24 protein-coding genes are annotated in these 26498 nt (G+C 32.2%); 8 read left to right on the forward strand and 16 right to left on the reverse strand.

Annotated elements, in window-relative coordinates:
* Positions 1–59 precede the first annotated feature (59 nt).
* The 10 genes from IWX84_RS07200 to IWX84_RS07245 form a co-directional block, all read right to left on the reverse strand.
* Positions 60–527, reverse strand: coding sequence for an RDD family protein (locus IWX84_RS07200; RefSeq protein WP_196850056.1), 468 nt, complete (start codon positions 525–527; stop codon positions 60–62).
* A gap of 356 nt (positions 528–883) precedes the next feature.
* Entirely contained in the window at positions 884–1408 is a 525-nt protein-coding gene (locus IWX84_RS07205) for a hypothetical protein (protein ID WP_196850057.1), read from the reverse strand.
* A gap of 95 nt (positions 1409–1503) precedes the next feature.
* Complete coding sequence (locus IWX84_RS07210) at positions 1504–3543, reverse strand: DUF3883 domain-containing protein (protein ID WP_196850058.1); 2040 nt, start codon at positions 3541–3543, stop codon at positions 1504–1506.
* A gap of 6 nt (positions 3544–3549) precedes the next feature.
* On the reverse strand, positions 3550–4326 hold the full coding sequence (locus IWX84_RS07215) for a hypothetical protein (RefSeq protein WP_196850059.1): 777 nt from the start codon (positions 4324–4326) through the stop codon (positions 3550–3552).
* A gap of 258 nt (positions 4327–4584) precedes the next feature.
* Complete coding sequence (locus IWX84_RS07220; RefSeq protein WP_196850060.1) at positions 4585–4908, reverse strand: Cthe_2314 family HEPN domain-containing protein; 324 nt, start codon at positions 4906–4908, stop codon at positions 4585–4587.
* A gap of 461 nt (positions 4909–5369) precedes the next feature.
* A complete protein-coding gene (locus tag IWX84_RS07225) occupies positions 5370–5888 on the reverse strand; it encodes a hypothetical protein (protein ID WP_196850061.1) in 519 nt (172 codons plus the stop codon).
* A gap of 424 nt (positions 5889–6312) precedes the next feature.
* Positions 6313–8742, reverse strand: a complete 2430-nt coding sequence (locus tag IWX84_RS07230; protein WP_196850062.1) for a ribonucleoside-diphosphate reductase subunit alpha — start codon at positions 8740–8742, stop codon at positions 6313–6315.
* 326 nt (positions 8743–9068) lie between these two features.
* Positions 9069–10046 (reverse strand): ribonucleotide-diphosphate reductase subunit beta, encoded by a 978-nt coding sequence (locus IWX84_RS07235; protein ID WP_196850063.1) that lies wholly within the window; start codon positions 10044–10046, stop codon positions 9069–9071.
* A 264-nt stretch (positions 10047–10310) separates the two neighbouring features.
* Positions 10311–10877, reverse strand: coding sequence for a DUF3109 family protein (locus tag IWX84_RS07240; protein ID WP_196850064.1), 567 nt, complete (start codon positions 10875–10877; stop codon positions 10311–10313).
* A gap of 400 nt (positions 10878–11277) precedes the next feature.
* Positions 11278–12312: an InlB B-repeat-containing protein gene (locus tag IWX84_RS07245; protein WP_196850065.1), complete on the reverse strand. Its 1035-nt coding sequence runs from the start codon at positions 12310–12312 to the stop codon at positions 11278–11280.
* A 125-nt stretch (positions 12313–12437) separates the two neighbouring features.
* On the opposite strand from IWX84_RS07245, the gene IWX84_RS07250 reads away from it, so the two are divergent.
* From IWX84_RS07250 to IWX84_RS07260, 3 genes are all read left to right on the forward strand, one after another.
* Positions 12438–13016 carry a MarC family protein gene (locus IWX84_RS07250; RefSeq protein ID WP_196850066.1) on the forward strand — a complete coding sequence of 193 codons (579 nt, stop codon included), beginning with the start codon at positions 12438–12440 and terminating at the stop codon, positions 13014–13016.
* A 119-nt stretch (positions 13017–13135) separates the two neighbouring features.
* Positions 13136–13339, forward strand: a complete 204-nt coding sequence (locus IWX84_RS07255; protein WP_073204698.1) for a hypothetical protein — start codon at positions 13136–13138, stop codon at positions 13337–13339.
* Entirely contained in the window at positions 13326–13946 is a 621-nt protein-coding gene (locus IWX84_RS07260; protein ID WP_231385437.1) for an FAD-dependent oxidoreductase, read from the forward strand. Before IWX84_RS07255 ends, IWX84_RS07260 begins: the two co-directional genes overlap by 14 nt.
* A gap of 35 nt (positions 13947–13981) precedes the next feature.
* On the opposite strand, the gene IWX84_RS07265 is transcribed toward IWX84_RS07260, so the two are convergent.
* From IWX84_RS07265 to IWX84_RS07275, 3 genes are read right to left on the reverse strand one after another with little or no spacing between them, the layout of a single operon-like run.
* A complete protein-coding gene (locus tag IWX84_RS07265) occupies positions 13982–15550 on the reverse strand; it encodes a S41 family peptidase (RefSeq protein WP_196850067.1) in 1569 nt (522 codons plus the stop codon).
* Positions 15551–15982 (reverse strand): deoxycytidylate deaminase, encoded by a 432-nt coding sequence (locus IWX84_RS07270; protein WP_196850068.1) that lies wholly within the window; start codon positions 15980–15982, stop codon positions 15551–15553.
* 3 nt (positions 15983–15985) lie between these two features.
* Positions 15986–16579: a HupE/UreJ family protein gene (locus IWX84_RS07275; RefSeq protein WP_196850069.1), complete on the reverse strand. Its 594-nt coding sequence runs from the start codon at positions 16577–16579 to the stop codon at positions 15986–15988.
* Positions 16580–16758: 179 nt separating this feature from the next.
* Here IWX84_RS07275 and IWX84_RS07280 point away from each other — a divergent pair, with 179 nt between their 5' ends.
* Positions 16759–17187 carry a TerB family tellurite resistance protein gene (locus tag IWX84_RS07280; protein ID WP_196850070.1) on the forward strand — a complete coding sequence of 143 codons (429 nt, stop codon included), beginning with the start codon at positions 16759–16761 and terminating at the stop codon, positions 17185–17187.
* A gap of 48 nt (positions 17188–17235) precedes the next feature.
* On the opposite strand, the gene fbp is transcribed toward IWX84_RS07280, so the two are convergent.
* A complete protein-coding gene (gene fbp / locus IWX84_RS07285; protein ID WP_196850071.1) occupies positions 17236–18255 on the reverse strand; it encodes a class 1 fructose-bisphosphatase in 1020 nt (339 codons plus the stop codon).
* Positions 18256–18425: 170 nt separating this feature from the next.
* Between fbp and IWX84_RS07290 the strand changes: the two genes are divergently transcribed.
* Positions 18426–18905: a GNAT family N-acetyltransferase gene (locus IWX84_RS07290; RefSeq protein ID WP_196850072.1), complete on the forward strand. Its 480-nt coding sequence runs from the start codon at positions 18426–18428 to the stop codon at positions 18903–18905.
* Positions 18906–18932: 27 nt separating this feature from the next.
* A complete protein-coding gene (locus tag IWX84_RS07295; protein WP_196850073.1) occupies positions 18933–20186 on the forward strand; it encodes an aspartate kinase in 1254 nt (417 codons plus the stop codon).
* A 140-nt stretch (positions 20187–20326) separates the two neighbouring features.
* Here IWX84_RS07295 and IWX84_RS07300 read toward each other — a convergent pair whose 3' ends face one another.
* The gene (locus IWX84_RS07300) at positions 20327–22495 is read right to left on the reverse strand and encodes a peptidase domain-containing ABC transporter (protein ID WP_196850074.1); all 2169 of its coding nucleotides are present in this window, start codon (positions 22493–22495) and stop codon (positions 20327–20329) included.
* A 68-nt stretch (positions 22496–22563) separates the two neighbouring features.
* On the opposite strand from IWX84_RS07300, the gene IWX84_RS07305 reads away from it, so the two are divergent.
* Positions 22564–22926, forward strand: a complete 363-nt coding sequence (locus IWX84_RS07305) for a four helix bundle protein (protein WP_196850075.1) — start codon at positions 22564–22566, stop codon at positions 22924–22926.
* A 41-nt stretch (positions 22927–22967) separates the two neighbouring features.
* Here IWX84_RS07305 and IWX84_RS07310 read toward each other — a convergent pair whose 3' ends face one another.
* Complete coding sequence (locus IWX84_RS07310) at positions 22968–24104, reverse strand: HlyD family secretion protein (RefSeq protein ID WP_196850076.1); 1137 nt, start codon at positions 24102–24104, stop codon at positions 22968–22970.
* Positions 24105–24879: 775 nt separating this feature from the next.
* On the opposite strand from IWX84_RS07310, the gene IWX84_RS07315 reads away from it, so the two are divergent.
* Positions 24880–26439 (forward strand): hypothetical protein, encoded by a 1560-nt coding sequence (locus IWX84_RS07315; protein ID WP_196850077.1) that lies wholly within the window; start codon positions 24880–24882, stop codon positions 26437–26439.
* The last annotated feature ends 59 nt before the right edge of the window (positions 26440–26498 follow it).

Below are 26498 nucleotides of genomic sequence, written 5' to 3' on the forward strand. Positions count from 1 at the left end.
AATAAAAAAAGCTGTCAAAAATGACAGCTGTTCCAATTGAAATTCAAAAATGAAGCTAATTACAACTTCATTTTTGATATAAATTCATGTTTGTTTACAACATAAGTAACTGATAAAGTATCATGCCATCCTCTAGAATTGCCAGTCAAAAAGGAAAAAGCTTCAATAGGAATCAAGCGCACCAATGTTCTAATAACAATACTTTTTACTTTTGGTGCAGTACCATTGTACTTTACCACTAGTGTTTTGGTAAAATATTTACCAAAAGTTCTGGAAAGATATATCTCCATAATTAGATAATAAAAAAATAGCACAACGACTCCAAAAAACACGTTTTCGATTAGCGTCAAAGAGACAATCCAGCTGGATAAACTATAACTTCCAGTCAATTTTCCAATAATATTTAATACTGCACCAATACCGATTGTAATTAAATAAACAATAAATAAGTCAATAATAAGATTCAAGAATCGTTTGCCTTTAGAAGCTAATAAATCATCTGTAACAGTAAATTCTTTAGTTTCCATTTTTACGTTTTTTTAATTGAAGAGCGAGGAATAATGCTATGACTATTCTATTTGTTTTTTTCCCTCATACAAATTTACTGCAATTTGTGGCTTGTGGACTTACACTATTTTGAGAGAGTGTTGCGAAATTCACTTGGTTATTGATTTTAAAAAACTCAACTAAGTAAGGATTTCTCCTTAATCGACATGACAACAGTGGGGGCAAGAATTCTAACGCGATGGTATTGAAAAGTTTTGAACAGCTTTATTTTGAAGTTTTATTTTTCTAGGCATAAGTAAGCTGTTAGCACAAGCGGGGGAGAAAAAGTAAGTTTATAGATTTGTAAAAATATTTTAGGACGAACCAGGATGGCTATTTACTTAGGTTCATTTACGAATTGTTTCCAAAATTTAACAGTTTTTATAAGAGTTTTTTCGAAATCTATATTCTCGTCATTATCTATTTTTATCATAAATCTAGTGACATCATAATCGTGCCTTGAATAATCTGAACTACAATAATCACCAACTTTTGTAACTGTTTTTTCTTTGCGGTTTTTATCTTTTAGAATACAATGTTTAGTTCCATTTGTAATTAGCCTCATATATTCTAATTCAGGGCAAAGTTTTGTTAAGTATTGTTGATAAAGAACTATTCCTTGAATGAAATTTTCTTTTTCTTTTTTATCTACACTAATTTTGTCTTGAAATCTTATATCGTTTATAAAAAACTCTTGAAATGTCCAATCTGTTAAATGCCAAGAATTAATTGCACAATTCATTGCGAATCTTGATTTAAGAGGTTGCTTATCAAAATCCGAATATTCCTCTAATAAATTTTCAAATATTTTTTTCGAGTTATTAAATTCAAAAGTGAGTGAAGGCTTTAATTCTGGTGTCATTTTCGTTTTTTTTTGATGCTGTTTTTCACAACTCTTTAAAAATCTCTAAAATATTTAAAAAACTTGTTTACTACTATTTATTTTCTGTTTCAATTCTAAAACTCAAATCTTTTCGGGTTATACTCGTATTCTGAGCATTCCCAAATCCACTGAACACATTGCCTGTTTAAAACCAAATTTTTTATCGGATCAGAAATCATTGCGATTTCAAAAAAATCATCAGTTTGACGAACTACTGCAACATAAAACCTCTTTTGCTTTTCTTGCGCAACTCCAATTTCATTATTTGTTAATTTAAATTTCTGACCTGGAAATGTTATCGATTTTACCTCAATATGAATTTCATTGCCGTTTGGATCAAAACCGTCTAAATCATAACCTATATTTTGCTTACTAACATCTTGAAGTTTAAAACCATTTAAGTTTAGAATTTCTAAAGTTATCTCTTCAGAACTTCTCCAACGTTTCAAGCTAAGTTTAATTTTAGCAGCTGATACATTTTCTGAATTATCATACCAATTATCATTAGTTTGATTAACTTTCTTATCATTATTTTCAAAAAAAACTTCTGTTGATTTTTCATTAGGATACAAATCAAGATTATAGGTTGGAGCTACCTTTTTGAAAACTTGTTTAATATCAAATTCGGTCAAACCATTTTCAACCATTAACGAAACAAATGAATCATCTATTGTCAAATTATTATTTTCAATTTCCGCAAATGAAACTCTATTGTTATTATTGAATAGAATTTTTAAGTCTTTAACTGAAATTATAAAATTGTCGTTTTTAGATAAAATTATAGAGGTGAAAATCTTTTTTGAAATTTGAACACAACCCAAAATAGAGATATTTGAATTATTTATGTGATTCAAAATAGACTCAAAAATATCTTCTTTGGCACCTAGATATTTCAAAAATGGCAATAATCCATCAATGTTTAAAATTGAATTATCTATTACCTTGCAACCTTTCAACTTTGCTATTTTATTATAATCTTTTGAATTTAGCCAGTTTGGAGCTAGCGTTAAATTATTTATGGTTTTTATATTGATTTCTTTTATTTGTTGCAAAAGAAGTTTCTCAAAAGACGTTTTAGCAAACTCGATCATTCTTGGATCGGCGTAAGGAATGATCGCTTTTAAAATACTACTGTTTTCAACTTTATTCCCAAACAAATTCTTCTCCAAAATAGTAGAAATATGTTTCGCTATATTTCCAATTGTGTTATTAGTTGCAGTATCGTAGATTAAATGCTTTCTTGAAGGATCTGTACTAAAATCTCCATTAAATAAAACCCCAAGACCAGTAATATCTTCTGTTGGCAAAAACGAGTAAACAAATGCGTCTGCTTTATTTAGTCTTTTTATAAAACCTTCCTCTGTGTAAAAAGCAATTGCAGTATTATTATAATTAGAAACATGCCAATTTGTCTCTAAATCATTGTTTTTGATTTTTAATCTCAATTCATTTTCAGAAACAACCTCTTTACTAATTTCTGTAGAGTTTGAAGAAGAAATACGTATTTCATTTTTAAGAATGTTTTTAAGGAAAATTAAAGATTTATAATCAAACGATTCGTATTCTGTTTCTATTTCATTTGCCGTAACTCCAGTGAAAACAAAAATTGTCGTAAAACCTTCATTCAAAAGCATTTCTGTATTGCCCGAAATTAACTGTTTGTCTTTTTCAATTATTGGATGTGGAATTCGTATTAATGGAACTTTTGAAGCATTTGGTATTTCTAACATTGTTCTTTGTTTAGAAAAAGTAATTTCTAAATCGCCACTAATAATATGTATTTCTTTCGCAAAGCTCACAACAGATTTAAAACCGATTCCTCTATATCCAATATTTTCACCTCGTTTTTTATTGGAAGATGCACTTCTGCATATACTCTCAACATCTTTTACATTAAAAGTTCTTCCGTTATTTGCTACAAATAATATATCATTGATTTTTATGATTTTAAATTTAGTTGCCTTTGCATCATCTGCATTTTGAAGTAATTCGATAAAGGAACGATTGTTATAGCTTTCAGAAATATACATTTCAAGGCCTGCTATATCTGACAACAAATGCGGTGAAGATTTAGCTTCATTCAATAAATTATGACGAATTGTTTCAAAATACATAATTGATTATTTTTTAGGATAGAGTCTTATTTTACTAATTTGATCTAAAAATTCATCTTGTACTCTAAAAGAAATCACTTCAAAACCGAAAAAATCTGCGGGAGATACAGTATTATCATTTTGATAAATGATAGAGCCATCAATACCATAATAAATACATTCGACTGTTATTCTATCTTTAATTGTAGATCCCTCATTAGAGTGCAATTCAAAAAAAACAAATGAATTGCCATAATCATAATTATAACTAACCGACAAATTTTGTATTGAAACTCCTAATCGCTCTTCAAAAGCTTCAAGTCTCTCAATACGATTAATCAGTCGCTTTTCTATTTGTTTTCGTTGAATAGGGGTTAATTTTATATCAACATCGTATTCCTTCGCTACTACTCCGATGTCGATTAATAACCAACCATTTTCTGTTTTGTGGAAGCAAAACGTTACATTAACTCCTTCGGTAGTTAATTCTAATGGGAAATAAATTTTATCATTATTTAAAATTTTTTTTAGATATTGATTTTCAAATTTTATTCCTATTTTTTTTAATGTATTTGGAGCAATTTTCAACGGTTCATCAATCCGAAAAAAACCACCTGAAAATTGATAATATCTATCTGGATTTATTTCCTCACGTTTATTAGTTAAATAGTTAACACCATTCAACTTAATTTCTTTTGCTTGATTTGTAGTATTATCTATTATAAAATAAAACATAAAATCCTTATTGTCATTTTGAACAACACTGTGTATTTCAACTACCAATCCATAATTTTCTTCTGTCATATAATTTATTTTTTTTATTGATTTTTTACACTGGAGTCATTTTACACTAAATTAGTTTAAGTTTCATTGAGGAATATTGTTTATCTAAATCATCTAATATAAATAATAATTTCTCAAAACACAATTCGTTAGTTTTTGTAAACTCCCTTTTCTTCGTACGAAGATAATAAGATAAAAATTCTTTTCTAATTTCTCTAAAATTTTCAACATTGTCTTTGTCTTCTAACCTTTTCTTCGAAAAAAAAGGCTGACAATACATTATAATTCTATATAACTCCTTATCGACATGGGAATTATAAAAACAATAATATTTCTTATTTCGTCTGAATAATTGAATAAAAGATTTTGTAAGTCGTTAAGTAAACTTACCAATCCACTAGACCGTTTAACTTCTTTCATTTTATTAATTACTATTTTTCCACTTACTCCTCTTTCTTTTATTGCTAAATTAAAAACAGCATTAACTGTTTGACGAACTCGATCACACATAGAATCTAATCTAATAAAATAATTCTCAATATTATACGCTAAATGATGTCCTCTGCTAATTTCGCTTTTATTATCATTTCTGAAATTCGACAATAACTTAACATATCTCTAAAATTGATTACAAAGTTCTAATAAATGAATGGCATAAAAAGTAGTGTAGCGAATATAATTTTCCAGATCAGGCATTTCATTTTCATTAATAATTTCTTCAACGAACATTTTACTATAATCCATAAACGGCAAATAATCCTGAAGTATTTGTTTATAAAAATTATAATCTTAAGTTGTCTGTATTCATTTTTTGTTTTATTGTAATAAACGACTAACATCCAAAAACCATAAGAGATTTGGAACTTCGCTAATGTAGATTTTCTATTTGGATAAAGTTTATTGCGGAGCGGAAATACCACCAAGTACTTACTATATCGAAACTCTTGTTTCCTGATTGTTTTTAATTATCGGTTTCGTTTTTCTAGCGTTAAATGAAAAGATTTTTTTTAATTATTTATTTGAATCAAATATTAAAAATAGATCAGTATACATTATTTCAGCTATCATTGGGTCAATTTTCTAAATAGGTCTAAAACGTGTGTTAAGTTGGTTAACAATACGCCTGAAATAAATGAAAAGATAGAATAAAAAATATATCTTGCTAATTGTCTATTCTGTAATTTTAAATTAAAACCTGTTAAAGTTCTAATTTCATCTTCTTTTATCCGTAAAGTTTTAGAGTATTCGAAATTTTCATTTTGCAATTTTAAATTTTTAATTTCAAGACTTTCTTTTATGTTATTTTTTTCGGTAATTACTCTTGTGTGTTTTTCAGCTTCAGTTAAATATTTAATCCAACCTCCATAATTTATAATTTCCAAAGCTTTTGATAATAAATATATTTTACCATTATAATCCTCGTCAATTAAGGATTCAGAAACTAGTTTATTAAATAAAGCTAAACATATTTCTTCACATAATATTTTTTGATCAAGACCTCTAAATTCCAATTTATAAACCACAGATGTTTTATTTAATTGGTTAATATTAAAATCAATAAGTTCATTAAAATTATAATTCATATTTATGTTGTTTTTTAGTTTTCCCAAACTGACAGTTAACTCGTAAATAAGCACAACTCCTTAAAATTGAAAAAACATTTAAATATTAATTTTTCAACAATACACAAAAATTTTATATTTACCTTATTGTGAAATGTTTTACGACTGCTCTCAAATATAGCAATTTATTCGTACAAAAGATTAAGCTGAATGCTTGGTCAAATATTTTTCTGCAAACGGAATGCCCTAGCCCTGATAGAAATGAAAATCCTTCTACGGCGTCCCGAAACTTCGGGAGGCACAGAAGATGTAAACGCATAGCAGGAAATAGCTCCAAAGGAAATAGCTCTAAGAAAAAAATACTAAAAAAAAGCCATTCTCCTCACAAAAAGGAGAACGGCAGTTTTCTAATTATATAAAATCGTCGTTCTTAGTAAGTGTGAAACTATGACCCACACATTTCACAATCATCTGGACCAGCATTTTTTGCCAGTTCAATCATCGCTTTGTATTCGTCAGCATTCATTTCAGCAGGTTCATTCAAAACAGCGATCGACTCTAACCGCTCCATGAGTGGTTGCTCTTTTACCTCAATTGGCTCTGCTTTTTTATCGTTGTTTAATGTAAACTTAATCGCATCCACCGCAGCTTTTGTTCTTAAATAATACATTCCTGTTTTCAATCCGGATTGCCAAGCGTAGAAATGCATCGAGGTCAATTTAGAATAATTAGCGTTTTGCATGAACAAGTTCAACGATTGTGATTGATCTACAAAATATCCGCGTTGGCGTGACATATCGATAATGTCTTTCATGGACAATTCCCAAACGGTTTTGTATAATTCTTTCAAGTCTTGCGGAATATCCAGCGCTTGAACCGAACCGTTATTTCGCATTAATTCTTGTTTCAAAGTTTCGTTCCACAGACCACGTTCCACTAAATCGTGCAACAAATGTTTGTTTACCACAATAAATTCTCCTGAAAGTACTCTTCTGGTGTAAATATTAGAAGTATAAGGTTCGAAAGCTTCATTGTTACCCAAAATTTGAGAAGTGGAAGCTGTTGGCATCGGCGCCACTAATAACGAGTTTCTTACGCCGTGTTCCATCACTTCTTTTCGCAAAGAGGCCCAATCCCAGCGACCTGATAATTCCTCATCTTTCATTCCCCATAAATTGTATTGAAATTCCCCTTGAGATATTGGCGATCCTTCAAATGACGAATATGGACCTTCTTCTTTGGCCATTTCCATCGATGCCGTTACAGCTGCAAAATATAAAGTTTCAAAAATTTCTTGATTCAGTTTCTTCGCTTCATCACTCGTAAAAGGCAAACGCAACATGATAAATGCATCTGCTAATCCTTGTACTCCTAATCCAATTGGACGGTGTCGTTTATTAGAATTCTCTCCTTCTTTTACTGGATAATAATTTCTATCAATTACTTTGTTTAAGTTTCTCGTTACGCGCTTGGTAACAGTATAAAACAAATCGTGGTTAAATTTTCCGTTTTCTACAAACATTGGCAACGAAAGCGAAGCCAAGTTACAAACCGCAATTTCGTCTTTGGACGTATATTCCATAATCTCCGTACACAAATTCGAAGAACGAATCGTACCCAGATTTTTCTGATTTGATTTTCTATTGGCTGCATCTTTGTACAACATATAAGGTGTTCCAGTTTCGATTTGCGATTCTAGAATTTTCTCCCACAATTCATGTGCTTTAATGGTTTTTCTACCTTTTCCACGCTTCTCGTAATCAATATACATCGCTTCAAATTCTTCGCCATAAACATCATACAATCCTGGACATTCATTAGGACACATCAAGGTCCAGTAACTGTCTTCTTGTACGCGTTTCATAAACAAATCCGAAGTCCACATCGCGAAAAATAAATCTCTGGCGCGCATTTCTTCTTTTCCAGTATTCTTTTTCAAGTCCAGAAAGTCAAAAATATCAGCATGCCAAGTTTCAATATAAATGGCAAAACTTCCTTTTCGTTTTCCACCACCTTGATCAACATAACGTGCGGTATCATTAAAAACTCGCAACATTGGAACAATTCCATTGGAGGTTCCGTTCGTTCCACGAATATAAGAACCTGTAGCTCTTACATTGTGAATAGAGAGTCCAATTCCACCTGCTGATTGAGAGATTTTTGCCGTTTGTTTTAGCGTATCGTAAATTCCGTCAATGCTATCATCTTGCATAGCCAAAAGGAAACAAGAAGACATTTGAGGTTTTGGCGTTCCAGCGTTGAACAACGTAGGCGTAGCATGCGTGAAGAATTTTTTCGACATTAAGTCGTACGTTTCTATCACCGACTTCAAATCGTCTAAGTGAATTCCAACCGAAACACGCATCAACATATGCTGCGGACGCTCAACGATTTTACCATTTATTTTTAACAAATACGAACGTTCCAAGGTTTTGAAACCAAAATAATCGTAGTTGAAATCTCTATTGTATATAATATGTGAGTCTAAAAACTCCGCATTATCCATAATTACTTGATGTACTTCCTCAGAAAGCAATGGTGCATATTGACCGTTTCTTGGGTTTACATAATTAAACATGTCATGCATCGTTTCCGAGAATGATTTTTTAGTATTCGAATGTAAATTTGAGATAGCGATTCGAGCGGCTAATTGTGCATAATCCGGATGCGCAATCGTCATCGAGGCGGCGGTTTCGGCAGCAAGGTTATCCAACTCAGAAGTCGAAACTCCATCATAAAGCCCTTCAATAACGCGCATTGCCACTTTCACGGCATCAACCAAATCATTCAAACCATAACACAGTTTTTTAATTCTATCTGTGATTTTGTCGAACATTACCGGCTCTTTGTGGCCGTCTCTTTTTATTACGTACATAGTTTTTTTGTTTTAAAACAGAAAATCCCTTCGCTGTTTTTCGTTATTTGTTTATGCTGAATTTATTTCAGCATCCTTTTATTCTATTATTAATTCCAATTTCTCTTTTTGGAGCTAATCCCGCTGTCATTCCAATCTTTTTATTTTTTAGTCCTGCTGCGCTGGGACTATAAAATAAAAAGGATTTTCCCTTCCATCGGGGCTAGGGCTTTGTTATCAGGGAGAAATTCAGTCTAAAATCAGGATGCAAATGAGGAAAAGATAAGATTTAACTCTTTTATTTTTTATAAAACCAAATCTTTCCTTTGCGCCTTTGTGGCTAATTACTAAAAATCAGCGTCAAAAGTTATTTTTTGAGCTTCAACGTCAGTATTCATAACCCCCGCTTTTTGATATTCAGCAACTTTCTTTTCAAAAAAGTTGGTTTTTCCTTGTAGCGAAATCATATCCATAAAGTCAAATGGGTTTGAAGTATTGTATTCTCTATCGCAACCTAATTCAACTAATAATCTATCGGCAACAAATTCTAAATATTGCGTCATTAATCCCGCATTCATTCCTATCAAACTCACCGGAAGTGATTCTGTAATAAACTCTCTTTCGATATTTAAAGCATCTACAATAATGCTTCTAATTCTTTCTTTTGGCACTTTATTTACCAAGTGGTGGTTGTGTAAATGCACTGCAAAATCACAGTGAACTCCTTCGTCACGAGAAATCAATTCGTTTGAAAATGTCAATCCTGGCATTAATCCACGTTTTTTCAACCAATAAATAGAACAAAATGCTCCCGAAAAGAAAATTCCTTCCACAGCAGCAAATGCAATCAATCTTTCGGCAAACGAATCAGATTCAATCCATTTCAAAGCCCAGTCTGCTTTTTTCTTAATAGCAGGAAAAACTTCTAAAGCATTGAACAATTCATCTTTTTCCGCTTCATCTTTTACATAAGTGTCAATCAATAACGAATAGGTTTCACTGTGAATGTTTTCCATCATGATTTGGAAACCATAGAAAAATTTTGCTTCCGCATATTGTACTTCATTTACAAAATTCTCCGCTAAATTTTCATTTACAATTCCGTCAGAAGCAGCAAAAAAAGCAAGAATGTGTTTTACAAAATAACGTTCCTCATCAGAAAGCTTGTTATTCCAGTCATTTAAATCCTGAGACAAATCTATTTCTTCAGCAGTCCAGAAACTAGCTTCCATTTTCTTGTACCATTCCCAAATATCATGGTGTTTGATAGGAAAAATTACGAAACGATTTTTATTTTCTTGTAAAATTGGTTCTAGTTGCGCCATTATAAGTGTGTGTTTTTTTTGAAATTTTAACGAAATTTTAAGCTTTTCGAGAGTTACAAAGATTGCAAAATATTGCGACTAATAAAAGTCAAACTTATTCACAATCGGCGATAGTTTTTAACAAATGGGGTAAATCGGAATATTTTTGCTGCTTTTTTTAAAAATCTGAACATCAGTGAATTAAAAAACAAAAAAGTAGGCAAAGCCCCGTAAAATATAGGATTTAAAAAATAAAAAACAAGAAATAAATTCAGTATTTTAAATTTATTTTTTCATGTCCAAAGCTACTTTTTCCAGCTCTGCATACCAGTCTTCTCCAAACTTTCTTATCAACGCTTCTTTGACAAATTTATACACTGGTACTTCAAGTTCCTGACCTAATGAACAGGCTGGGTCGCAAATATCCCACTTGTCATAATTGACAGCGGCAAACTCGGTAAAGTCTTTCACACGGATTGGGTACAGATGACAGGAAACAGGTTTTTTCCAGTCAATTATTCCTTGATTATAGGCTTGTTCGATACCGCAAAGAGCAGTTTTGCCATCAAAAATAACATAAGCACAATCTTTATTGTCAATTAATGGCGTTTCAAGTTCACCATCAGTTCCGGTTACCCAAGTTCCTTGCGCTTCAATTGCTGCAATCCCCTGTTTGCGTAAAAAGGGTTTAACCTTAGGATAAATTTCCTCCAAAATTTTAGTTTCTTCAAGACTCAACGGAGCTCCGGCGTCACCATCAACACAGCAAGCGCCTTTACAAGCTGATAAATTGCAAACAAAATCTTTTCCGAGTATGTCTTCTGAGACAATGGTTTTTCCTAATTGAAACATTCTTTTGGGGTACTGTGATTATAAAGTGCAAAGGTAGTTAAACAAAGACAAAGCCTATCTGTTAAATGTTGATTTTTATATAAGCCGACACAAATCCAGTATCCAGTTTTTTTGTTTTACCTAACCAATAATAGCAGCGCATGAATCAAAAAACAAGCCTATTTAATTTGCATATCCACTCCGGTTCATTTGTTTAATTCTATTTCGTATTAGAAATGACTCTAGAAATTCGCATCTATCGCGACGAAAAAGCAATCTCAATTTTAATTATTCCGTTGGCTTTTCCTCCGTTTGTAGGAGCCAGAAGACGGCTTTACAATCTAAAAATCACATGAGAGACAATCTCAAAAACATTGGCTTTCTATTAGTTTCAAACAACACTAAACTTAAAGATTACAGATTAGTATGTAATCTTTAAAATAGTGTTTATATATTTAAAGTTTCCATTCCCATTTGACAAATCCACATAAATATTATTGTCTTTGTCGATAGTCATACCTCTTATACTCCCCATACTACCGTCTAATTTAAAAGATACTACTGCACCAGTTGGTGTGATTTTACTAATAGTTTCAAATGTACTTGTCGTATATAAATTGCCTTTACTATCACATATTAATGAATATGAGCCAAAACGATCCGAAGAAGAAAATGAACTATTTCTTCCTTCGAGATCTATTTTACTTATGTATAAGTAATTTCCTATATAATAATTTCCAAAAGGATCGATAGTAAAGTCTCCAATTCCAGCATAACTAGCAAATTCCGAAATGTTTCCATTTGCATCAATTTTATTTAACTTCCCATGATTAGCATCACTTACAAATAAAACTCCAGTCTTTTTATCAAAAACCAAGTCTGCAACAAAAAAATCAACTTTTTTAAAAATTGTCACATTCCCGTTAATATCAATTTTATGAATTGTTGTTTGAAAATTTTCTGGTAATAAAGCAAATAAATTTCCATTTGAATCAAAAGACATTGAAGAATAAGCTCCAGTAACAAAAGTAGAAACAGCTCCAGAAGCACTTATTTTATATATACCATCACCTGTTGATAAACATAAATTACCAGCGTTGTCAAATATCATATCCTGAGCAAAAGAAGTAATTCCATTAGTATTTGACGAATACGAAGTTGCGCTTACATTTAGAGAAGTTGGCGTCCATTGTCCATATAAAGTGAGATCTCTATTTATTGGGTTTTCATATTTAAATTTAAGCAGAAGTTCAGAATCATAATACCATCCCGCAAAAACAAACCCTTTATTTACTGGGGCTACTTCTTTAATATTAGAACCCGCTCTCACAATTTGAACAGGAATATCATTTCCTCCATTTGAATTAAAACTCACCGTATATTGTGTGTCATCTGGTTTTGAACAACTAACTAGAAAAAACAATGAAATTATTAATGCCGATATTTTATTTTTCATATAGTATTATTGAAATACAATATTAACCATTTCCAAATGAACTAAAAAATATACTTTATAAGTTTGTATTTGATTACTAAAAACTAAAAGCCCAAATAAATCTGTAACTTTGTAAATAAAAAGCTATGATAGGATTTGACATCAGAGAAATTGTAACCGTAAGTATGGTCCTTTTTGCTGTAATTGACATTATTGGTACTATCCCCATTATCATCGATTTAAGAGCGAAATTTGGACATATCGAATCAGAAAAAGCAACTTTAGCTTCAGGAGCCATTATGATTGTCTTTCTTTTTGTAGGTGAAGAATTTTTAAATTTAATTGGAATCGATGTTAATTCTTTTGCCGTTGCAGGATCTTTTGTTTTGTTTTTCTTGGCATTAGAAATGATCTTAGGCATCCGCTTGTATCGCGATGAAGCCGCTAGCTCTGCATCAATAGTCCCAATAGCGTTCCCGCTTGTTGCCGGAGCCGGAACTATGACCACTTTATTATCCTTGAAAGCGGAATTTCAAACTATTAATATTGTTGTTGCCATAATTCTAAATATCATTCTGGTGTATGCCGTATTGAAATCCTCTGCGAGAATCGAAAAACTATTAGGCGAAAACGGATTAGGGGTAATTAGAAAGACTTTTGGAGTAGTTCTTCTAGCCATCGCTGTTAAATTATTCGCTGCTAATGTTAAAGGTTTGTTTGTGTAAAATAAATTTACCTAAATTTACCCCATAACGCAACAATGCATAAAAATATTTGATTTTTATTAAAATAAATTTTTTAAATAAATAATCTTAAATTTTTCATTAAAAAACAAAAAAATATCATGAAAATCTTCACTAACATACTCGTGTTTTTAGCCTTAGCTTTAATCATATTTAATGTTACTTTACTTGATTTTAGCCATCCCTTTCAAGGTAATAGCCTATATGCTATTATAGGTGTTGCCGCTTCTTTGTGTGCCGTTTTAATTCTTTTGATTTTTAGAATGTCTAAAAAAATTGAAGAAAAAATGAATGACAAATTCTAATATTCTTGACGTTTTAATTCTAGGTGGCGGTGTCTCGGGAATGTCATGCGCACTCGTTTTGGGTTCTGCAAAAAATAAAGCATTTGCATCCGATAAAAAAATTGGGATTTTTACCCATCAAAAAGCATCCTCTCTTCAGGATGCGATATTTAATAATGCGTATGGAATTGCACCAGGTACTTTAGGCTCCCATTTATTAGTTAAAAGTATCCAGCATCTTTCCGAAACTTATCCTCATATTGCACAAATTCCAAACGAAAAAGTGTTTAAAATCGAAGGGGAATTTCCAGAATTCTTAGTCACTACAAATAGGAATACTTACAAAACAAAAACAATTGTTGTAGGGATTGGCTCTGCCAATACTTTTGCAATTGAAGGTTTAATGCAGTACGTGGAACCACATCTAAAATCACTCCCTGAGAAACAACGAATTCAGCTAAAAAACAATGACCAAAAAGTTGCTGATGGAATTTATGTGATTGGAACTTTAGCGGGACATAGAAGTCAATTAGCCATTGCTGCCGGAAGTGGTGCCGCAGTTGCTACTGACATTCTTACCTTGTGGAATGGCGGAGTGCAGACTCATTATCACGACAGTATAAGATAAGTCGCAATTCTCAATAAACCATAATTGAGTTATTTCTATTTCAAAATTGCTTTTATCATCGCATCTTCTTTCAATACAATTTCATAGTAATAATTTTCACCGTATAGTTGGCGCGCAAATTCTGCGGTGATGTAACGTTTTACAAAAGACTTGCTTTTTCCAAATTTCAAATCCAATCCGTTTTGAAAAATGTATTTTTGAAAAGAATTAAAATACACATCGGTTGCATCCATTTTAGCTTTAAACTGTTGAAAAGTCAAGCCTTTAAAAATATTCCTGTTGGCATCTAATTGTTCGAAAACAAAATGCCCCACAATACCTGATTCCAACAAATAAGCCGTACTTTCACTGCCATGTTCCACTTCAAGAGGCACAAAAACATCAGGAACAATTCCGCCACCGCCGTAAACAATTTTACCTTTTTTAGTTTTGAACTTCAATGTGTCCGAAACTTTTATACTGTCTTTACTGTATAATTCTCCGTTTTGAAAACGCGCATCCGATTCTTTGAAATAATCTTCATTCCCTTTTGAATACGGTTTTTGTATGGAACGTCCCGTTGGAGTGTAATATCTGGCAATAGTCAATCGCACTGCCGAACCATCCTCAAAATCCATTTCTCGTTGTACTAATCCTTTACCAAAAGATCTGCGTCCTACAATAGTTCCTCTGTCATTATCTTGGATTGCTCCAGCGAGAATTTCACTGGCAGACGCACTATTTTCATTAATCAACACATATACATTTCCGGTTTCAAAACTTCCTAGTTTTGTGGCAAATGTTTTTTCAATAGTACCTTTTTTATTTTTGGTGAAAACAATTAATTGTTTGTCTTTCAACAACTCATCGGCTATCGCGATAGCTTCTTCCATATAGCCTCCGCCATTATCGCGCACGTCTATTATCAATGATCTGGCGCCTTGTTTTTTCAAACTCAAAAGCCCTGCTGCAAACTCGTTATACGTAGTTTCAGCAAATCGATTGATTTTTATGTAACCCGTATTATTTTTCAAAAGCATAGAAACATCAACACTTTTAAGCGGAATTACATCTCTTTTTATTTTTACTTTAATCTTTTTACCTTCTGATTTTCTGTAAACCGTAAGTTCAATAACAGAACCTATTGATCCTTTTAATTTGGAAAACAAACTATCATTAGGCAATTTACGTCCAAATAATTTGGTTTTGTCAGCATACAAAATCCGGTCGCCTGCTTTTACTCCAGCTTTTGCCGAAGGGCCATTTTCAACAGTTTTTATTATGGCAACAGAATCATTATACATGTAGAAATTCACCCCAATACCTACAAAGTCTCCTTTCATGCTTTCAACAACTTCTGCTTGCTCAGTTGGCGGAATATAAACGGAATGTGGATCCAATTTTGCCAAAATATTATCAACGGTAAGATTTACTATAGAATCGGTATTTACGCTATCTACATACTCGTTATTAATAAAATCAATAAGTCTATTCAGCTTATTTTTAGAATTGTTTTTGGCAAAAAATTGATTTTGGTTTGAAAAACTCAATACACTCCCCAGAATAACTCCTAAAGCAAGAGTTACGCAAAAATATATGGGCAGGTATTTATTATTAATTTTCATTTACTCTTCTAATATAGGAATATGCTCTACTTCTATTCCTGCTTTTATCAAAAATTGAATTCCTGAATCATCTCGATATCCATTATGATACACAACTCTTTTTATCCCGGATTGGTGAATTAATTTACTGCATTCTTTACATGGAGAAAGCGTAATATACAATGTCGCTCCTTCACAAGACTGTGTCGATCGTGCCACTTTTAAAATAGCATTTGCTTCAGCATGCAACACATCCCAGCGTGTTAATCCTTCATTATCTTCACAACAATTTTTAAATCCCGAAGGCGTCCCGTTATAACCATCGGAGATTATCATTCGATCTCTAACGATTATTGCGCCCACTTGTTTTCTTTTACAATACGACAAAAGACCCCATTCTGTTGCAATCCTAAGATACGCTTTATCGTATTTATTTAATTTACCTAATTCCATTTTTTATCTAATCCAGATTTTACTTTCTACAATCATTGGTAAAACTACTCCTATTATAAACGCTGACATGACCAAAGTCCAGTCTCTTTTAGAAAATCTAAAAACCGTTTGCACAATATAGGATAGAACCAAAACAACAAAAACAACTACGATTTGAGCCGCTTCAATACCCAATGCAAATTCAGACAACGGTAATAATTTCGAGCTGGGGCTGCCGCCAAGTATCGATTTAAAATAATTTGAAAAACCCAAACCATGAATTATTCCAAAGAAAAGAGTGATAAAAAATACCAGATTTATGCTTTCTTTTTTATTTGATTTCCCTGATGTAAAAATGCTAAACAAAGCTACGATTAATATGGTTATTGGAATTAATAATTCGACCACATTAACTTTAATGGCAATTATTCCAAATATTGACAATAATAGAGCCAAAGTATGACCAATTGTGAACATTGACACCAGCAATACTATTCGTTGCCAGTCCTTAAATAAGAACGGAACTGTTAAAGCTATTAAAAACAAAACATGATCATAAGCATGAATATCCAAAACATGTTTTAATCCTATTTGAAAATAAATCCAAAATTCTGACATAGTAAATAATATAGGTTGAGATTGGGTTTGTAAACTTACGATTAATTTTGAAAATGATTGATTTCAAAAAATAAATCATTGCTTAAAAAAGCTCAAATTGAGAAAACAAAATTTATAAGAAAATTAAAATCAATAAATTTAAAAATAGATTTATCTTTGTAAGATAAAAAATTATAATTATGTCATTTTCAGATTTATTTGATAGCGAATTCAAACAAAGAAATAAAGGTCATTTTTCAGCTATTGTTCGTGTGGCACTTGCAGATGGAAAATTTGCTCCAGAGGAAAAAGAGTTTTTAAACAAACTAGCTTTAAAACTAGAAATTTCTCCAGCAGAATATGCAGAAATTTTAGAAAACCCATTAAAATATCCTATCAATCCTCCGTATTTGCACGAGCAAAGACTAGAGCGTTTGTTCGATTTAGCCAGAATGGTTCATGTTGATCACCATTTAGGAGACAAACAAGATTTGTTGTTAAGAAAAATCGGATTAGCATTAGGTTTTACTCCGGAAAACGTGGATTACATCATTGAAAAAGCAATGATATTGGTAGATGAAAAAGTAGATTTAGATGCTTTCGTCACTGAAATGTTGAAGCATTCATAAATAAAAAAGCTTCCGCCATGGCGGAAGCTTTTTTTATAGATTTTGTTTTTAGTACTTGCTCAATTTTGCTTTTTGCATAAAATCTTCTGCTTTTTCTACCATATTGGAGCTTCCGCAGAAAAATGGAACACGCTCATGTAATTCCGTAGGGATAATTTCCATGATACTCCCAAAACCGTCCGAAGCTTTTCCTCCAGCCTGTTCTACAATAAATGCCATTGGATTGCATTCATATAATAAACGCAATTTCCCTTTTGGAGCTTTAGAACTGGTAGGATAAATATAAATCCCTCCTTTTATCATATTTCTGTGAATATCGGAAACTAAACTTCCTATATAACGAGAAGTATACGGTCTATCTTCTTCTTCCAGCTGACAATATTTAATGTAATCTTTCACCCCTTGAGGAAAATGAACATAGTTTCCTTCATTTATGGAATAAATATTTCCATCTTTAGAAAACTGCATGTTGGGATGAGATAAATAAAACGTTCCAATTGCTGGGTTTAAAGTAAATCCGTTTACGCCATGCCCCGTTGTATAAACTAGCATTGTAGAAGTTCCATAAATCACATAGCCCGCAGCCACTTGATTAATTCCCGGTTGTAAAAAATCTTCGATTGTAACTGGAGTACCTATCGGAGTCACTCTTCTATAAACAGAAAATATGGTTCCAACAGATACATTCACATCAATATTTGATGAGCCGTCAAGCGGATCCATTAAAACTACATATTTATTATTATGGCTTTTATCGCTTCCTTCAACAGTGATGAAATCATCGTTTTCTTCGGAGGCGATGCCGCAAACAATTTCTCTATTTATCAAAGTTTGAATAAAAACTTCATTGGCATATACATCCAGTTTTTGTTGATCTTCTCCTTGAATATTTTGTTCACCGGCAGCGCCTATTATATCCACTAATCCGGCCTTATTCACTTTGTAGTTGACCACTTTTGCAGCCAGTCGGATGGAGTTGATAATTCGGGATAATTCGCCTGACGAATATTGAAAAGCATTTTGGTTTTCGATGATAAATTCACCTAGTGTTCTGTTGCGTTCTTCCATTACGAAATCGTTGTAGTTATTTTGAAGTCACAAATATCGGTTTTTTTGTGAAAATGATTTGAATAATATTTACTTAGTTTGTCACTATTGTATATTTGCTTTAAAAATTGCTGAATTTTAAGCTAAAAAGCTTTATTTTCATCAATTGAAAATATTAAAAATAAGAATTTATGAATATCAGAAAAGGAAAACCAGAAGACATGCGCGCTGTTCTAGGTCTAATACAAGAATTAGCCGAATTTGAAAAAGAACCAGATGCTGTTCTTGTAACCGTAGATGATTTAGTTCGTGATGGTTTTGGCCCAACTCCTTTATTTCATGTTTTTGTAGCCGAAGTTGAAAAAGAAATTGTGGGAATTGCGTTGTATTATTATCGTTATTCCACCTGGAAAGGAAAAATAATCCACCTTGAAGATCTAGTGGTAAAAGACAAGATGAGAGGCACTGGATTAGGCTACGCTTTGTATTCAGAAATTATCAAACAAGGTAAGAGAGACAATGTTCGAAGAATTGACTGGCATGTTCTGGACTGGAATACACCTGCGATCGAATTTTATGAAAAATCAGGTGCAAAAGTCCTGAAAAATTGGTATTTGGCACAAATGGATGAGGAAGGAATCAACTATTTTGTAGATAATAGATTGAAATAAAATTACAAATTTTTTTGTTTAAAAAATATGAGAGTATTCAAATTTGGTGGTGCTTCTGTGAAAGACGCGGAAGGAATTAAAAACGTTTATGACGTTTTACAAAAAGTGGGTTATGAAGATGTATTGTTGGTGGTTTCTGCCATGGGAAAGACTACAAATGCATTGGAGCTGGTTATTAAAAATTATTTCGATAAATCAGCCGAATTAAATTCTTCGGTTCAAGAAGTAAAAAAATACCACAATCAAATCTTAATGGATTTATTTGAGGATGAAAAAAATGTAGTTTTCGCTGCTGTTAATTCACAATTTACAGATTTAGAATATTTTTTGGCTCATAATAAATCTCCAAATTACAATTTCGTTTACGATCAAATTGTAAGTTATGGTGAATTAATTTCGACCACTATATTAAGCCATTTTATGAGTTTTATGGGAATAAAAACACAATGGCTGGATGTGCGCAATTTCATAAAAACCGACGCCAATTATAGAGATGCGGAAGTAGATTGGGAATTGACACAAAAAAATATTTCCAAAACTGTAAAAAGAAAAATTCTGAATATTACGCAAGGTTTCCTGGGTTCTGATGCAAATAATTTCACCACCACTTTAGGTCGTGAAGGTTCTGATTATACCGCTGCCATTTTTGCTTATTGTTTAAATGCCGAAAGTGTAACAATCTGGAAAGATGTTCCGGGAGTTATGAATGCTGACCCAAGATATTTTGAAAACGCAAGTTTGCTGAATCAAATTTCGTATCGTGAAGCCATTGAACTGGCGTTTTATGGCGCTACCGTTATTCACCCAAAAACATTGCAACCTTTGCAAAAAAAGGAGATTCCTTTGTATGTAAAATCGTTTATTAATCCATTATTGCCAGGAACTCGTGTTGCCAAAGGTGCCGATTTAGAACCATATTTACCTTGTTTTATTGTCAAAAGAAACCAACTTTTGATTTCGCTTTCCTCTATAGATTTCTCTTTTATAATGGAAGAAAACATCAGCGAAATTTTTGCTTTGTTTCATCAATTCAAACTCAAAGTTAACTTAATTCAGAATTCTGCTATTAGCTTTTCTGTTTGCGTTGAAGATAAATTTGGCAATTTCAAAGACTTAAATGCCCTTTTATCCAAAAAATTTAAAGTTGATTTTGAAGAAAATGTAACTTTATATACCATTAGACATTTCAATGATAATGCAGCACAAACCGTTGAAAAAGACAAAGTGGTTTTGTTAAAACAAGTGAGTCGCGAAACCATGCAAGTAGTCACCAAAGAATAAGGTTATATATTTCTTACCCGAAAAATGGAAGCCCCACTAAGGCTTCCATTTTTCATTTATATACCGTCCGAAAATTCACTTTCTGACTTTCGAAAATCAAAAGAATCACAACGATTCATTTAACAATTATAGTGTTTTGACTATCCCAATCCTTGTTTACTCCACAGATCATGATATTTGCCTTTTTGCTCTAGTAGATACTTATGATTTCCTGACTCAACAATTGTTCCGTTTTCCATTACCAGAATAGTATCTGCATTGGCAATGGTGCTTAGTCTATGGGCAATGACGATAACTGTTTTTCCCTGAGATTTAAAATTATCAATCACTTCTTTTACAATACGTTCTGAATTGGTGTCCAAAGAGGATGTAGCTTCATCCATCAATAAAACTTCAGGATTTTTATATAATGCTCTGGCAATGGCAATTCGTTGTTTTTGTCCGCCAGAGAGCATGGCTCCGTTTTCGCCAATTTGAGTTTCAAAACCATTGGGTAATTTTTCAACAAATTCTGTAATTCCTAATTGTTTGGATAGATCTAAAATTCTCTGAATATTGGGAAACGAATCACCTAAAGCGATATTCTCTATAATATTTCCTGAAAACAAATTGAGTTGTTGTGGGATTACTCCAATGCAATTACGTAAGCTTTGATAATGAATAAATTGTGCATCATACTCTCCAATATAAATTTTTCCTTCTTTTATAGGATATAAATTTTGCAAAAGCGAAATCAATGTTGTTTTACCGCTACCGCTTTCACCAACAATAGCTGTGGTTTCATTTTTTTTGAAAATGGCGTTGAAGTTTTTAAAAACTTCAGTTCGTGAACCATATCGAAAACTTACATTTTCAAATTTGATGTCTCCAATATTTTCCCTTTGCAGTGCTACTTTATTCTCAGTTTCTTCCCGTTCTAAATCCATTATCTCAAAAAGTCTGTCTGCAGCTATTAATGCATTTTGAGCCGTTTTATTCATTCCAATTAATGATGCTACCGGCGAAGTAAAGTATCCAATCAAAGCATAAAATGAAAATAATTCTCCCGGAGTGATGGCGCGATCAATCACATAACCCGAACCAATCCACATTAGAATAACAGTGAAAATCGATGCTAAAAACTGTGTTGATGTTCCTGCAAAAATACTATTCAAACCTGATTTATAAGTTGTGAACAACAATTTCACGAATTTGTTTTCGGTTTTTAAATTAGAGAACTCTTCTATTCCAAATTCTTTTACCGTTCTAATATGAGTAACACTTTCGACCAATTGAGTTTGCAATTCAGCGGCATTTTCCATTATATTTCGTTCTACTTTCTTGTTGAATTTATTTAAAACAAAATAAATGGTCCCATAAAACGGAATCACCAGCAAAATAACCAAAGCCAATTTCCAATAATAGGTAAACATTAGCGTGAATGAAAAAATAACAATAAACACATTTACAATCATGTCGATGGCCACCTCGTTGATAAAAGATCTTATTTTTACAGCATCATTTATTCTGGAGGTTATTTCTCCAATTTGCATAGTGTCGAAAAAACGTTGTGGCAAATGCAATAGATGTTTGTAATAGCCCAAAATCAATTTTGCATCGATCAACTGTCCCGTTTTCATAACAAAAACGCTCTTTTTTGAACCAATGTAGGCTTGAAGTAAAATTATGGCAATCATGGAAACGCTCAATAAATTGAGTAGTTTTCTATTGCCTTCCACCAAAACGTAATCGGTTATTTTTTGGATATAAATAGACATCGCTAATCCCAAAACTGTAAAAAGTATAGCACCGACTAAAGCCTGAATCAGAATAGTTTTGTGTGGTTGAACCAAATGCCAGAAGCGTTTTATAGGAGCAATTTTTTCATTATAGGTCCTAAAATCATCATTTGGTGCAAAAAGAATCAAAACACCAGACCAGATTTTTTGAAACTCTTCGTAAGTATAGGTTTCTATTTTGCCAAAAGCAGGATCCATTACTGTAATCTTTGATTGACTTTCGACTTTCGACTTTTCAACTTTATAGATTACGATATAATGATGCAACTGTTCTTTTACCACAACGTGAGCAATAGCCGGAAGCGGAATTTTATCAATAGCATCCATGCCACCTTTAACCCCTTTGGCGGTAAAGCCCATTTTCTCGGCGGCTTCTATAATTCCCAATACATTTGTACCTCGTTTATCGGTATTTGCGTATTGGCGAATGCGCGCTATAGGGAGATTAACCTTATAATGATTTCCAATAGATGCGAGACAAGCAGCACCACAATCTTTAATATCATGTTGTTTTATTTTTATTGAGGCCAATTTAATTAGAAATTAGTAGTTAGAAATTAGTAATTTTAAAATCCTTCGATCTTTAAAAAATTACAATTATGAAAAATGATAATGTATTGCATCTTAAATCAAAAAAATTTGCGATTAGAATAATCAACACTTTTAAATATTTACAATCCACAAAAAAGGAATTTGTTCTTTCAAAACAAATACTACGAAGCGGAACAGCAATAGGAGCTTTAATAAAAGAAAGTGAATTTGCCCAAAGCAAGAAAGACTTTCTAAATAAACTATATATTGCTTTAAAAGAAGCAAACGAAACCCAGTATTGGCTTGAACTATTATTTGAAACGGAATACATCACAAAAATTGAATTTGATTCATTGTCTAATGATTGTGTGGAATTATTAAAACTTTTGATATCCATAACAAAAAAACTGAAAGAAAACCTTAGTAAGTAGTAATTAGAAAGTAGTAAGTAGCAATTTCTAATTACTACTTTCTAATTACTAATTATTTTCGGGTTTAACCAATCATCTACTTTATCAAACAATAAATCAAATAAACTTCTTCTTGTTATAATGTATCGTGTTGTTAGGGTCATTCCTTTGGTGACTTTGGTTTTGTAACCCGATTGTAATTTCATTGTGGTTACATTCAAAGCAGATCGTACTTTAAAAAATGCTTGCTCTCCTTGAATGGTAATATTATGGTCGATGTCAATTACTTTCCCTTCCAGTAATCCCCATTGGTTGTAATTGAAAGCATCAATCTGGAATTTTACTTTTTGGTTTTTCTGTATCAGTCCAATATCGTTTGGTGAAACGGTGCTTTCCACAATTAGTTTATCCGTAGCCGAAATAGTGGCAATTGGCTGAGAGGCGTTCAAGAAAGAGCCTACCTGAAACCCAGAGAAATTTTCTATCGTGCCTGATAAAGGCGCAGTTATGACATAATTTTTGGATTCCACTTTTATTTTTTGCAGCGTTCCATTTAGGTTTTTGAGTTGTTCTTCAAGATCTCTCTTGTTGTTTTGCCACAAGCTTCGCTGGGTTTTCTCCAATCCGGAAAGTGCTTGTTGGGAATAAGTGTACTCAAAACTATATTTTTCGAATTCCGCTTTGGCAATTATGCCTTTGTCATACAATTGCTTGTTGCGGTCGTAACCAGTTTTGGCTTGGGCAATTTTACTTTGCAGTTCACTTTTTTTACTCAGATAACTGTACCATTCTTGTTGTACGCCAGGAGTTTTTAGCGAACTATTTTTGCCTAAAACGACAAGTGATAAATCCCGAATGCGGTCCTGCAAATCGACTGCAAGTTCCTGATTGGTCGCTTTTTCGGTGTCTAAATTTTCTTGTGTGAGTCTTACGAGCGTATCACCTAGGTGTACTACTTGATTGTTCTTGAGTTTGACAAATGTAACTTTGCCGTTGACCAAACAACTTAGCGGAACATTATCGGTAGTACTGCGAATCATCCCTCGACTCTGACTGCTAATATCAATTTTGATAATGGGAAGTAATAATAGAAAAACAATAATTGCCAAAACTAGAACCAAATAGATAGAAATACTCTTGGTTTTGTTTTTGGCAATAAGATTTTCTATGGTGTTTATGGGGTCTTGACTGAAGGTCATGCGTAAAAAATTAACAAAAAAATTAAAACTAAATTATTTAAGAACCACAATACAAAATTATATTGTGGTTCTTATTTGTAAACAAGAATTAAAACAATTCCTATTTACATTCTTTTTTTATTGTTTTAGTTTTTGAATATGTGCGACAAAAGCACCTATTAAAACACCAACAATAAACAATTTAAACCAATATGGTTGCAAAATTGAAAAAATTTGTTTCATAATACACAAAATTAACTTGTTGCCCAGTCTGCAAGACAATAAAGTCCATACCCAACAGCTACGCCAACAATCATTACTCCAAGCCCACAGGCAAGATTAAACATTTTTTTTTGTTTTACAAAAGGTGTTTCTCGAGAATACATGTTCACTTTCTACATTCTTTTTTCGGCATCTGTAAATTCCGTCTTGCTCTGTTTTTTTTAAAGGGTACAAATTAGCTATATCAAATCCCTTATGCTCTGTTTTTTTAAAGGGTTACAATGCAGCTGAAGCAATCCCTTATAATTGGCCCAATTAAATTTCAAAAAAGAGTTCGTTTTTCCAGTAACGTCTTACTAAAAATCGTTTCACTTTCCTGAGGGCAAAACTAGATGAAGAACCCTTTCAAAGCAAACTATCGTTATCGAGATTCGGGAATTTCGATACGGAATTCAGGAATTTAGAAGTATGAGCATGTGTAAACAGCTACATTTTAGCTCTTTAAATTGACCTCCTAAATAATTATTTATCACAAATTTCTTAGTTTTTGTGGTATTTTTGTAAAAAATTACCAATGACGCTCCGCTTATTTTGCTATAAAAACCTATTGTTATTCTTTTTGCCAATTGTTTTGCTTGCTCAAGTACACAAAAAAGATTTGAAGCAACTTCCTTATGATGATTTAAAGAAGTTTTTTTGGGATAATGAGAGAAATCCGAAAAAACAATTAGAATACGCCAATGCTTATTTAATAAAAGCTAAAAGCGAAAATAATCCTGTTCAAAAAGCTAGAGGGTGCTTTTTACTTTCTTTACTAGCCGAAAACGAGAAAGCCTTGCACTACCTAGATAGCGCTATAGTCTATACAAAAAATTTAAACGATGTAAAATTCCCTGCTTATGCCTACTCCGGAAAAGGATACGTTTATAAAAAGCAGTTTAAGTACAAGGAAGCTATTGATAATTTTTTAATTGCTGAAAGTCTTGCTAAAAAAAACAACCCTGATTTTTATTACGATGTCAAATTTTCTATAGCCGTTTTGCGCTCAGAAGAATTAGGCGAGGTACAAGAAGCATTAGATTTGTATAGAGAATGTTTTAATTATTATAAGGATAAAGCAGTTCGAACACCCCAATATTCCTATTCGTTTCAACTTGTTATTTTTGCACTTGCGGATGCTCACAAAGCATTACAGCAATCAGATTCTGCTACCTATTATAACAAATTGGGTTATCAAGAGTCTAAAATGACAAAAGATTACCGGAGCAATGCTCTTTTTACCTTAAATGAAGGGGCTAATTTAGTGCTCAAGAAGAACTTTTATGCTGCTTTGGACAGTATAAAGAAAGCATTTCCTAAAATGATTTTCTATAAAGATCAAGGAAATATATTAGCTTCTTATTATTATACAGCAAAAGCTTATGATGGATTAGGTTACAAAGATAAAGCAGTGAAAAACTTCATTAAAGTTGATTCTATCCATAACATTACGAAAAGGATTACTCCCGAGTTTACGAGTGGTTATCCTTATTTGATTTCGTATTTTAAAAACAAAGGAGATGCAGCAAGTCAATTAAAATACATAACTAAGTACATGTATATTGACAGTGTTTTGCAAATCAATTATAAAGAATTAACTAAAAAACTTCAAAAAGAATACGATACACCTAATCTTATTATAGAAAAAGAAAGTCTTATAAAGTCTCTCAAAGAAGACAAAATACAATCTTATTGGGGAATAGGAACCTTATTATTACTGTTTATCCCTATAGGTATGTTTGGATTTCACCAGTATAAACTTAAAAAACAATATCGTGCGAGATTTGATTTCATTATGAATCAAGCAATCGTAACAAATGACGATCGCATACCTGTTACCGAAACAAAAAAAATTAAACCTAATCCTAGCAAAATAGAAGATATAGGAATCGCAGAAGATTTAGTAAATCAAATTCTGGTGAAACTAACCCACTTTGAAACTCAAAAAGCTTTTCTACAGCCTAATCTTACCATACAAATGCTTTCGGAAACTTTTGATACCAACAGTAAATATGTATCGAAAATAGTAAATGCGTATAAGGAAAAAACGTTTATTCAATATCATTGTTGTCCGATAAAAAAGAAGCCAAATTAATGGCTTCTTAAAATAATCGTAATTTAGAGTTGCAAAATTCAAATAACGATGGGTAAAAA

The sequence above is a fragment of the Flavobacterium sp. CG_9.10 genome, from assembly GCF_015752245.1.
In the GTDB taxonomy this organism is placed as follows: Bacteria; Bacteroidota; Bacteroidia; order Flavobacteriales; family Flavobacteriaceae; genus Flavobacterium.

What these genes read in the sequence shown, in the direction of transcription:
- IWX84_RS07200 (WP_196850056.1), bottom strand. Translation starts at nt 527, where the DNA reads ATGGAAACTAAAGAATTTACTGTTACAGATGATTTATTAGCTTCTAAA.
- IWX84_RS07205 (WP_196850057.1), bottom strand. Translation starts at nt 1,408, where the DNA reads ATGACACCAGAATTAAAGCCTTCACTCACTTTTGAATTTAATAACTCG.
- IWX84_RS07210 (WP_196850058.1), bottom strand. Translation starts at nt 3,543, where the DNA reads ATGTATTTTGAAACAATTCGTCATAATTTATTGAATGAAGCTAAATCT.
- IWX84_RS07215 (WP_196850059.1), bottom strand. Translation starts at nt 4,326, where the DNA reads ATGACAGAAGAAAATTATGGATTGGTAGTTGAAATACACAGTGTTGTT.
- IWX84_RS07225 (WP_196850061.1), bottom strand. Translation starts at nt 5,888, where the DNA reads ATGAATTATAATTTTAATGAACTTATTGATTTTAATATTAACCAATTA.
- IWX84_RS07230 (WP_196850062.1), bottom strand. Translation starts at nt 8,742, where the DNA reads ATGTACGTAATAAAAAGAGACGGCCACAAAGAGCCGGTAATGTTCGAC.
- IWX84_RS07235 (WP_196850063.1), bottom strand. Translation starts at nt 10,046, where the DNA reads ATGGCGCAACTAGAACCAATTTTACAAGAAAATAAAAATCGTTTCGTA.
- IWX84_RS07240 (WP_196850064.1), bottom strand. Translation starts at nt 10,877, where the DNA reads ATGTTTCAATTAGGAAAAACCATTGTCTCAGAAGACATACTCGGAAAA.
- IWX84_RS07245 (WP_196850065.1), bottom strand. Translation starts at nt 12,312, where the DNA reads ATGAAAAATAAAATATCGGCATTAATAATTTCATTGTTTTTTCTAGTT.
- IWX84_RS07250 (WP_196850066.1), top strand. Translation starts at nt 12,438, where the DNA reads ATGATAGGATTTGACATCAGAGAAATTGTAACCGTAAGTATGGTCCTT.
- IWX84_RS07255 (WP_073204698.1), top strand. Translation starts at nt 13,136, where the DNA reads ATGAAAATCTTCACTAACATACTCGTGTTTTTAGCCTTAGCTTTAATC.
- IWX84_RS07260 (WP_231385437.1), top strand. Translation starts at nt 13,326, where the DNA reads ATGACAAATTCTAATATTCTTGACGTTTTAATTCTAGGTGGCGGTGTC.
- IWX84_RS07265 (WP_196850067.1), bottom strand. Translation starts at nt 15,550, where the DNA reads ATGAAAATTAATAATAAATACCTGCCCATATATTTTTGCGTAACTCTT.
- IWX84_RS07270 (WP_196850068.1), bottom strand. Translation starts at nt 15,982, where the DNA reads ATGGAATTAGGTAAATTAAATAAATACGATAAAGCGTATCTTAGGATT.
- IWX84_RS07275 (WP_196850069.1), bottom strand. Translation starts at nt 16,579, where the DNA reads ATGTCAGAATTTTGGATTTATTTTCAAATAGGATTAAAACATGTTTTG.
- IWX84_RS07280 (WP_196850070.1), top strand. Translation starts at nt 16,759, where the DNA reads ATGTCATTTTCAGATTTATTTGATAGCGAATTCAAACAAAGAAATAAA.
- fbp (WP_196850071.1), bottom strand. Translation starts at nt 18,255, where the DNA reads ATGGAAGAACGCAACAGAACACTAGGTGAATTTATCATCGAAAACCAA.
- IWX84_RS07290 (WP_196850072.1), top strand. Translation starts at nt 18,426, where the DNA reads ATGAATATCAGAAAAGGAAAACCAGAAGACATGCGCGCTGTTCTAGGT.
- IWX84_RS07295 (WP_196850073.1), top strand. Translation starts at nt 18,933, where the DNA reads ATGAGAGTATTCAAATTTGGTGGTGCTTCTGTGAAAGACGCGGAAGGA.
- IWX84_RS07305 (WP_196850075.1), top strand. Translation starts at nt 22,564, where the DNA reads ATGAAAAATGATAATGTATTGCATCTTAAATCAAAAAAATTTGCGATT.
- IWX84_RS07310 (WP_196850076.1), bottom strand. Translation starts at nt 24,104, where the DNA reads ATGACCTTCAGTCAAGACCCCATAAACACCATAGAAAATCTTATTGCC.
- IWX84_RS07315 (WP_196850077.1), top strand. Translation starts at nt 24,880, where the DNA reads ATGACGCTCCGCTTATTTTGCTATAAAAACCTATTGTTATTCTTTTTG.